Below are 9,621 nucleotides of genomic sequence, written 5' to 3' on the forward strand. Positions count from 1 at the left end.
AGGAGACCTTATGAGCCAAGAATTTAACTTCGACATTGACAAAATCGCTAACAATGCCATTACGAAAACGGATAAAACCACCGAGATTATTGAATCAACCAAAACCCAAGCAAATGGGCAGTTAACTTTTTTGGAAAAATTAACTCCTGAACAACAAAATGCTATCATAGCAAAAGCCCCTCAGTTGGTAGATAACTTTATTTCCGACCAAAATGCTCTTTTAGATTTTGGACAAGCCGCGGTCGAAGATGTTAATAACACTGTCAACCGTATTTTAGCCGAGCAAAAGAAACTTCAAATCCCACAAGTCGATGAATTGCTAAAAAACACTAATAAAGAGTTAAATGGTTTTGTTGCTAAGTACAAGGATGCTCAAATTGCAGAACTAGATAAAAAGCCAAATTTCTTAGAAAAACTCTTTAAACAAAGTAAGAATACCTTGCAAGAGTTCTATTTTGATTCACAAAATATCGAGCAAAAAATGGACGGAATGGCTGCTACTGTCGTCAAGCAAGAAGATGTACTCGCACGCAATATCGTTTCTGCTGAGATGTTGATCGAAGACAATACCAAATCCATTGAAAATCTAGTCGGTGTCATATCCTTTATTGAAGCCAGTCAAAGAGAAGCTAGTGCGCGTGCCTTGACTCTTCAAAATAAAGTGGCACAATTAGATACCGCCACTCTAGATTACCAAACCAAATCACAAGAATTGGCCCGCTTGACTGAAGTTGTCAATACATTGGAACAGCAACACACTGAATACATCAGCCGTCTGTATGTTGCTTGGGCCACTACCCCGCAAATGCGTAATCTCGTGAAGGTGTCTTCTGATATGCGCCAAAAGCTCGGAATGCTCCGTCGCAATACCATTCCGACCATGAAGCTCTCTATTGCTCAACTAGGCATTTTGCAACAATCAATGAAATCTGGTCAGGTAGCGGACGCCATTTCTAATGCCAACAATGCAGCGCTTCAAATGCTGGCTGAAACCAGCAAAGAAGTCATTCCACAAATGGAGAGAATCTCGCAAAATCCAACAATTGCAGTCGAATCTGTCACTAAGTTGGCTGAAAGCTTAGTCGCTCAAAACCAAGGTATTATCGAAGCCATTGACAAAGGACGGGAAAAACGCGCTCTCCTTGAAGCGACCGTTATCCAATCCGCTGAAACCATTAACGACTCTGTTAAACTACGCGACCAAAAGATTATCCAAGCTTTGCTAGATCAGGGAAAAGAAACTCAAAAAGAAGTGGATGAACGGACTACAAACGAAAACTAATGGACTGGAACAAGAGTTTAGGACAAAAGTTTCCTAAATTCTTATAATATACTATTTTTTCACCGAAACGAAATAGATGCTTGGTTGTTGTCATTCCTTGCTATGCAAAGAATGACAACAACCTCGTCAACTATGCGGGGTGGGACAACAAAATCAATTTCTTACGAAATACCGATTTTTGTCCCGCTCCCTTTTCTTTTTTTATGTTACAATAAAAGGTATGGACAAGATTATTAAAACTATTTCAGAAAACGGAGCTTTCCGAGCTTATGTACTGGACAGTACTGAAACCGTTCGGACAGCTCAAGAAAAACATCACACTCAGGCCAGCTCAACTGTAGCACTAGGTCGCACGCTCATTGCCAGTCAAATCCTTGCCGCAAACGAAAAAGGAGATACAAAAATCACCGTCAAAGTGCTAGGGACAAGCTCTCTCGGTGCTATTATCACCGTTGCAGATACAAAAGGTACTGTCAAAGGTTATGTGCAAAATCCCGGCGTAGACATTAAAAAAACCGCGACTGGCGAAGTGCTGGTCGGACCATTCGTTGGAAATGGCGAATTCCTCGTCATTACAGACTATGGAACTGGAAATCCTTATCATTCTATGACTCCGCTTGTGTCCGGTGAAATTGGCGAAGATTTGGCATTCTATCTAACAGAAAGCCAGCAAACTCCGTCAGCTGTCGGGTTGAATGTTCTACTAGATGCCAATGACAAGGTCAAGGTTGCTGGTGGCTTCCTCTTGCAAGTCCTTCCAGGTGCCAAAGAAGAAGAAATCACCCGCTTTGAAAAACGAATCCAAGAAATGCCTGCTATTTCAACACTTTTGGAATCTGAAAACCATATTGAAGCCTTGCTTTCAGCTATCTATGGCAACGATCCCTACAAACGCTTGTCAGAAGAAAAGCTCCGCTTCCAATGTGATTGCAGCAAAGAGCGGTTTTTAAATGCCCTCTCAAGCCTACCTAAGTCAGATCTTGAAGAAATGCGAGATGAAGACCACGGTGCTGAAATCACTTGCCAATTCTGCCAAAGCACGTATCATTTTGACGAGAAAGACTTGGAGGAACTCATTCGTGACAAATCTTAATACCGCTTTTTTGATTGGTGATGTAAAAATTCCCAACCGGACTGTTCTCGCTCCTATGGCAGGAGTGACCAATTCGGCTTTTCGGACAATTGCAAAAGAGCTGGGTGCAGGTCTTGTCGTCATGGAAATGGTTTCAGACAAGGGCATTCAATACAACAACGAAAAAACACTCCACATGCTGCATATTGACGAAGAAGAACATCCCGTTTCCATTCAGTTGTTTGGCAGTGACGAAGATAGTTTGGCGCGCGCAGCCGAATTTATCCAAGAAAATACCCAAACAGATATTGTGGACATCAATATGGGCTGTCCCGTCAATAAAATTGTTAAAAACGAAGCTGGGGCAAAATGGCTCAAAGATCCAGAAAAAATCTATTCTATTATCAATAAAGTTCGTTCTGTTCTAGATATTCCGTTGACTGTAAAAATGCGCACTGGTTGGTCGGACGCCTCACTAGCTGTGGAAAATGCACTGGCAGCTGAAGCTGCTGGTGTGTCAGCTCTTGCTATGCACGGACGCACACGCGAACAAATGTATACCGGTCACGCTGATCTTGAAACCCTCCACAATGTTGCGCAAGCCTTAACCAAGATTCCTTTTATTGCCAATGGCGATATTCGTACTGTCCAAGATGCTCAACAGCGTATAGAAGAAGTGGGGGCAGATGCTGTCATGATTGGGCGCGCTGCTATGGGCAATCCGTATCTTTTTCATCAGATTAACCACTATTTTGAAACAGGAGAAATCCTGCCTGATCTCAGCTTTGAGGATAAAATGCAAGTCGCTTACGATCATTTGAAACGTCTAATTGACCTCAAGGGCGAACATATCGCCATTAGAGAATTTCGTGGCTTAGCACCTCATTACCTCCGCGGAACGGCTGGCGCGGCCAAACTCCGCGGTGCCATTTCCCAAGCCAACAGCCTTGCGGAAATTGAAGAATTGCTACAAGTCTAAACATTAAAAGACACCAATCATCTGGAAAATTATTCCCAAATGGTTGGTGCTTTTTATTTAAAGAGTAATTTCTACCAGGTATCTATCCGAGTCATTTCAGTCCTCGCTTGATTGCGGTAAATAAGATCTTCTCGAACAGAGAAACCTAATTTCTCCCAAAACTGATTCCCCTCTTTATTTCTTTTAAAGACAACCAAGGCGACCTTATGAATTTTCAAATCATCTAAGACAGTTAAAACTGTCTCAACCAACTGCCGAGCAATCCCTCTCCTGCGATAGTTCGGATGAACAGCTGTATGATAGATTATAGGCTCTTCGTCCGTCCGAACCAACTAAAATCGCTCCGATAATCGTTTGATTTTCTACTGCCACCAGACAAGTTTGAGGATTTCTCTGCAAAAAACGAGCAATTCCCTCTTTTGAATCATCTAAATCATTCAATCCCATGCCTGCACATGATAACCACAATTGATAAACCTGATCATAATCCGTTTCTGTCATTTCACGAATGTTCATCTTTTAAGTCCTTATCTATCCCTAAATGTTTCAAGGAAAAACTCAGAGCACTTCAAACTTCAGCTGTCCAGTTTTGACACCGACTTTCAAACTTTGTCCCATCTGTAACTCACCAGCTAAAAGTAATTCGGATAAATGATCTTCTACCTGAGTTTGTAGAGTTCTGCGCAGTGGACGAGCTCCCATTTCAGGGTCATAACCCTCTTGAGCCAGAAGTTTCAAAGCACTAGGTTGGAATTTCAGTTCAATTCCTTTTTCAGCGAGACTGACAATGAGTGGCTTCACCATAATTTTTACCACTTCTTGCATGTCTTCGCTAGTCAGGCTATGGAAAACAACCTTTTCATCAATCCGATTGATAAATTCCGGACGATAACTTTTCTTGAGTTCTTCCATCATCCGTTTTTCCATGCTTTCATGATCAAAGCGGGCATCACGCGCTCCAAAACCGACCGTCTTATCATCCCGCAAACTTGTCGCACCAAGATTGCTAGTCATAATGATAATGGTATTGGAAAAATCCACCTTGCGTCCCTTACTGTCGGTCAGCACCCCGTCATCTAAGACTTGTAGAAGCACATTGAAAATATCAGGATGTGCTTTTTCTACCTCATCAAAGAGGAGTACAGAGTACGGACGATTGCGAACTTTTTCAGTTAATTCGCCCCCTTCTTCATAACCGACATAACCTGGAGGCGCTCCATTAAGTCGACTGGCAGCAAATTTCTCCATATATTCACTCATATCAAAACGAATCAATGCTGTTTCGTCATCAAAAAGAACTTCCGCTAAAGCCTTAGCCAGCTCAGTTTTTCCAACCCCAGTTGGACCCAAGAACATAAAGGAGCCAATTGGACGTTTGCTGGTGCGAATGCCGGATTGATTGCGCCGAATCGCTCGACTGATAGCAGAAATTGCTTCATTTTGCCCAATGACCCGTTTGTGCAGTTCCTTTTCTAAATGGAGGTATTTCTTCGCATCTGTTTGCGTCAACTTTTGCACAGGAATTCCCGATAAACCGCTGAGTGTTACCAAAATATCCTCGTCTTTAACCTTTAGTTTGTAGACAATTGGCTGACTTTCTTTTTCCAACAAAGTGCCAACCTTTTTCCAATCGCCTGCCATTAAAGCCTCGTCTGCTGCACTCAATTCTGTTTTTACATGATTTTGCGGACCTTTATTTTGTACCGTTGCGGCAGCTTCATCTAGCAAATCGATCGCCGAGTCAGGTAGATGTTTACTTGTTAGATAACGATGAGCATACTTAACAGCTGTCCCAATCGCTGAATCTGTAATCACCACTTTGTGGTGTTCTTCATAGCTTTTCTTGAGCCCCTGTAAAATCGCAATACTATCAGCTACCGTAGGCTCTTCAATAGTAACCTTGGCAAATCGCCGTGAAAGAGCCGCATCTTTTTCAATATATTTCTGGTACTCTTCTTGTGTCGTTGCGCCGACCGTTCTAAGTGTTCCTCTAGCCAAAGCTGGCTTGAGAATGTTCGCTGCATCTAATGTCGAATCAATCCCACTGCCAGAACCCATAATAGTATGAAGCTCATCAATAAAGAGAATCACATGCCCGTCTGCTTCAATATCATTGATAATATTGTTCATCCGCTCTTCAAAATCACCGCGAAAACGAGTCCCAGCTACCACATTCATCAAATCCAGCTCCAGAACTCTCATCTTTGCAAGCTCATTTGGAACTTGACCAGCTGCCACACGTTGCGCCAAACCAAGGGCTAATGCTGTCTTCCCAACTCCTGCATCTCCTACCAACACTGGATTATTTTTCGTCTTGCGACTTAAAATCTGAAGCATGCGAGAAATCTCTTTATCCCGCCCAATGACCGGTTCTAAAAGACCAGCACGAGCCATTTCGGTTAAATCACGGGTATAATCTTCTAGTCCACCACTGGTAGAAGGAGGCATCCCCATCATATTGACCATCGTTTGTTTCGCTGCAGCAGTATTTTTATTTAAGTGGCGAATAGCCTTTATATCTTCTTTACCCCAGCTAGCCTTATGCTCTAAGTTTTTCCGAAGATCGGTCATACGCAAAACGCCTTCTTTATCCTCATAGCTAAAGCCTGTAAATTCAAGGAGACGTGCCGCCAAACTTCCTCGGTCAAACAGCATAGCTAACAACACATGCTCTGTCCCAAGATTCTTAGCATGCACAACCTCTGCAATTCGCTCAGCTGTCAAAAACAACACTTTCATACGATGAGAAAACGGCCAAATGGTAAAGCTTCCCTCTTGTTGATAAATCTTTCCTGTGATATGAAAGGCTGCTTTCTCAAAATCATCAATTTCAAGCGGATAATCATTTAAAACTGAACCCGCAACACTATAAGGATTATTCGCCATGGCAATCAACAAATGCCAAGACTCCAAATAATCCGTTTCAAAATGACTCGCTAACAGTTGTGCCGACTCAATACTTTCTGTCAAAGCTTTTGAATATTTCATATATTAGTTTTTCCCTTTTCTATCAACTTGTTGTAAAATTTTCTTTAACATCTGCGCACGAATCTGTGCAGCATTTACTCCCAATACCCTGTCTGTTGTCGTCGCTAAAAGAAGATTCCCTTCTCGTTCTGTCATGATTTTTTCATCAAACAATAACTGAATGATATCTGTAAAGACCTGTTGACTGATTTGCTCGCCAACGCTATGCAGTAAATCACAAAGCAGCTCATGATGATTAGAGAATTCAATCCGACCAATCCGAATGTAGCCGCCTCCACCACGCTTGCTTTCAACAACATAGCCACGACTTTCCGTAAAACGTGTCTTGATGACATAATTTATCTGACTTGGAACAACCTGAAAAACATCCGCAATTTCACTGCGCTTCAACTCTGCAATCCCAGCTTGAGCTAAAATTGCTTTGATGTATTCCTCAATACTGTCTGACGTATTCTTATGGCTCATGACAACCCTTTCTTCCAGTTCTTTCTTTTGCTCCATAAATGAGCAACTGACATTGACTATCTTTGACTAATATTATACCGAAAATCTCTTATTTTTGAAAGAAAAAGACCTAAATGAAAAACTGAAAAGTCTGATTATTCAAGCAAGTGAAAAAGCTTATAGAATAGGAATAATTAGAGTGTAAGCGCTTGCCTTTTAATTTTAAAGCGTTATAATATAGATGAAAATTTGACGATAATAATAAAAGGAGGCCAAATGAATGAAAATGGATTGGTTCAAATATACACGTCATGTACTGGTTTGGTTGGTTTCAACTTTATTCTTTTTTACAGTTATTTCTGCTGATTATGTGGATGTCCAAGTCGTCCCGTTAGTCATCTGCTTATTTGCTCCATTTTTATTTGAACCGTCTTCAATAAAACCTAAAACAAAATGGACAATTGATTTAGCCATCATTGCTGTAAGTGTCTGTGCTATTCTCTTTACACAAACATATCGAATCGCTTTTACCTACTCCGAAATTACCTATCTACTAATTTCTTTAATCGTTTTAATATTTGTAGACTCTGTGATTTCTCACAAGGGATTCACGAAAAAAATTGTAAAATAATCGCAGACACTATTAGAAAAGGCTAGAGAGTTATATCAGCTCTCTAACCTTTTTATTTATGATTTAAACACTAACTATTGATTGCCTTAGTTTTGACCAAGTGCAGCAGCCATAGTTGCAGCTACTTCTGATTCAAAATCATTGGCAGCTTTTTCAATGCCGTCACCTACTTCAAAACGAGTGAAGCTTGCAATTGTCACACCTTGGCTTTCAAGAAATGCTTCAACAGTCTTGCTGTCGTCCATGATATAGACTTGCGCAAGTAATGTGTAAGCTTGGTCAACTTTTGTATTGTCCAGCATGAAGCGATCCATTTTACCAGGAATAATTTTGTCCCAGATTTTTTCTGGTTTACCTTCAGCTGCAAGACCAGCTTTGATGTCTTCTTCAGCTTGTGCAATCACTTCATCCGTCAATTGAAGTTTAGAACCAAATTTGTAGTGTGGAAGCGCTGGTTTACCAACCATTGCACGACTTTCGTTGTCTTGATCAATTTTGTGGTTCATTTGAGCCAATTCATCATGGATAAATTCTTCACTCAATTCTTTGTATGAAAGAACAGAAGGTTTCATAGCGGCAACGTGCATTGCCACGTGTTTTGCAAGATCTTCGTCACTGCCTGAAAGAACTGTGATAACACCGATACGTCCACCATTGTGTTGGTAAGCTCCAAATACTTGATCATCTGCTTTTTCAACAACTGCAAAACGACGGAATGAGATTTTTTCTCCGATTGTAGCAGTTGCACTAACATAAGCAGCTTCAAGTGTTTCACCTGAAGGCATTGTCAAAGCAAGAGCTTCTTCGTTGTTAGCTGGTTTGCCTTCTGCGATTACTTTAGCTGTTTCGTTTACCAATTCAACGAATTGAGCATTTTTTGCTACAAAGTCTGTTTCTGAGTTCACTTCAACGATAGCGGCAACATTGCCGTTTACATAGACACCAGTCAATCCTTCAGCAGCAACACGGTCTGCTTTTTTAGCAGCTTTTGCCATACCTTTTTCACGAAGCAATTCAATTGCTTTTTCGATATCGCCATCTACTTCTACAAGTGCTTTTTTAGCGTCCATGACACCAGCACCAGATTTTTCACGCAATTCTTTTACAAGCTTAGCTGTAATTTCTGCCATTTTGATCCTCCAATTAAGATATTACGGTTTTATTTAATAAAAAGGGGAGGGCTAGGCCCCGCCCCATAAGTTCGTTACTTGATTATTCGTTTGAGCCTTCGACAACTTCAACGATTTCTTCGATAGAATCTGCTTGTGAATCAGTTGCAGCTAATTCTGCTTCTACTGATTCAACGTTATCTTCACCTTGACGGCCTTCGATAATTGCATCAGCCATTTTCGCAGTGATTAACTTAACAGCACGAATAGCATCGTCGTTAGCTGGAATGATGACATCAATGTCATCTGGATCTGTATTTGTATCCACCATCGCTACAACTGGAATACCTAATTTCTTAGCTTCTTTAACAGCGATTTGTTCTTTATGTGGATCCACAACATACATCACATCTGGAATACGTGGCATTTCTTCGATACCACCCAAGAATTTTTCAAGACGAGCGCGTTGTTTGTTAAGAAGAGCGACTTCTTTTTTAGGAAGAACATCAAAAATTCCGTCTTCTTCCATACGTTTGATTTCTTTCAAACGAGCAACACGTTTTTGAATCGTTTCCCAGTTTGTAAGTGTTCCACCCAACCAACGGTGGTTGATATAGTATTGACCAGCACGTTCTGCTTCTTCTTTTACAGCATCAGCAGCTTGTTTTTTCGTACCAACAAACAAGATAACTGCATCGTTAGCAGCTGCGTCACGCATAAAGTCGTATGCTTGATCTGCAAATTTTACAGTTTGTTGCAAGTCGATAACGTGGATACCGTTACGTTCTGTGAAGATATACTTCGCCATCTTAGGGTTCCAGCGACGAGTTTGGTGACCAAAGTGTACACCAGCCTCAAGAAGTTGTTTCATTGAAATTACTGCCATGAGTAATGTCTCCTTTATTGTTTTTTCCTCTCCCAGATTTCAACTCGCAAAACCACCCGTAGGCAACGGCTTCACAATTCATCTGAAATGAGTATTTGCCGATTACACGACATTTATTATCATATCAAAATTTCTTCCATTTTACAAGAGGGTTTCTGCTTTTTCATGCCAAATGCACGAAGAAAATCATTCGAAATTTATAACTTTTAAAAAAGGAAAGTCCTGACTTG

The 9,621-nt window shown here is 41.0% G+C and carries 8 protein-coding genes and 1 pseudogene; 4 read left to right on the forward strand and 5 right to left on the reverse strand.

What is annotated here, in order from left to right:
* Positions 1 to 10: 10 nt before the first annotated feature.
* From HMPREF2876_RS07390 to dusB, 3 genes are all read left to right on the forward strand, one after another.
* Positions 11 to 1,282 carry a toxic anion resistance protein gene (locus tag HMPREF2876_RS07390; RefSeq protein ID WP_024052337.1) on the forward strand — a complete coding sequence of 424 codons (1,272 nt, stop codon included), beginning with the start codon at positions 11 to 13 and terminating at the stop codon, positions 1,280 to 1,282.
* 220 nt (positions 1,283 to 1,502) lie between these two features.
* Positions 1,503 to 2,375 (forward strand): Hsp33 family molecular chaperone HslO, encoded by an 873-nt coding sequence (gene hslO / locus HMPREF2876_RS07395; protein ID WP_024052338.1) that lies wholly within the window; start codon positions 1,503 to 1,505, stop codon positions 2,373 to 2,375.
* Complete coding sequence (dusB, locus tag HMPREF2876_RS07400; RefSeq protein WP_024052339.1) at positions 2,362 to 3,333, forward strand: tRNA dihydrouridine synthase DusB; 972 nt, start codon at positions 2,362 to 2,364, stop codon at positions 3,331 to 3,333. The genes hslO and dusB overlap by 14 nt, the downstream gene beginning before the upstream one ends.
* Positions 3,334 to 3,404: 71 nt before the next feature.
* On the opposite strand, the pseudogene HMPREF2876_RS07405 reads toward dusB, so the two are convergent.
* The 3 genes and pseudogenes from HMPREF2876_RS07405 to HMPREF2876_RS07415 all read right to left on the reverse strand — a co-directional run bounded on the left by HMPREF2876_RS07405 (position 3,405) and on the right by HMPREF2876_RS07415 (position 6,786).
* A pseudogene (locus tag HMPREF2876_RS07405) lies at positions 3,405 to 3,849 on the reverse strand (GNAT family N-acetyltransferase).
* 42 nt (positions 3,850 to 3,891) lie between these two features.
* A complete protein-coding gene (locus HMPREF2876_RS07410) occupies positions 3,892 to 6,321 on the reverse strand; it encodes an ATP-dependent Clp protease ATP-binding subunit (RefSeq protein WP_070242100.1) in 2,430 nt (809 codons plus the stop codon).
* 3 nt (positions 6,322 to 6,324) lie between these two features.
* Complete coding sequence (locus HMPREF2876_RS07415; RefSeq protein WP_042754057.1) at positions 6,325 to 6,786, reverse strand: CtsR family transcriptional regulator; 462 nt, start codon at positions 6,784 to 6,786, stop codon at positions 6,325 to 6,327.
* A 259-nt stretch (positions 6,787 to 7,045) separates the two neighbouring features.
* Between HMPREF2876_RS07415 and HMPREF2876_RS07420 the strand changes: the two genes are divergently transcribed.
* Positions 7,046 to 7,396, forward strand: coding sequence for a hypothetical protein (locus HMPREF2876_RS07420; protein ID WP_070242103.1), 351 nt, complete (start codon positions 7,046 to 7,048; stop codon positions 7,394 to 7,396).
* An 86-nt stretch (positions 7,397 to 7,482) separates the two neighbouring features.
* Here HMPREF2876_RS07420 and tsf read toward each other — a convergent pair whose 3' ends face one another.
* Both tsf and rpsB read right to left on the reverse strand, forming a co-directional pair.
* The gene (gene tsf, locus HMPREF2876_RS07425; RefSeq protein ID WP_003026508.1) at positions 7,483 to 8,526 is read right to left on the reverse strand and encodes a translation elongation factor Ts; all 1,044 of its coding nucleotides are present in this window, start codon (positions 8,524 to 8,526) and stop codon (positions 7,483 to 7,485) included.
* Positions 8,527 to 8,608: 82 nt separating this feature from the next.
* The gene (rpsB, locus tag HMPREF2876_RS07430) at positions 8,609 to 9,391 is read right to left on the reverse strand and encodes a 30S ribosomal protein S2 (protein ID WP_003026510.1); all 783 of its coding nucleotides are present in this window, start codon (positions 9,389 to 9,391) and stop codon (positions 8,609 to 8,611) included.
* Between the last annotated feature and the right edge of the window lie 230 nt (positions 9,392 to 9,621).

Source organism: Streptococcus sp. HMSC073A12 (assembly GCF_001812815.1).
Classification (GTDB): Bacteria; Bacillota; Bacilli; order Lactobacillales; family Streptococcaceae; genus Streptococcus; species Streptococcus vaginalis.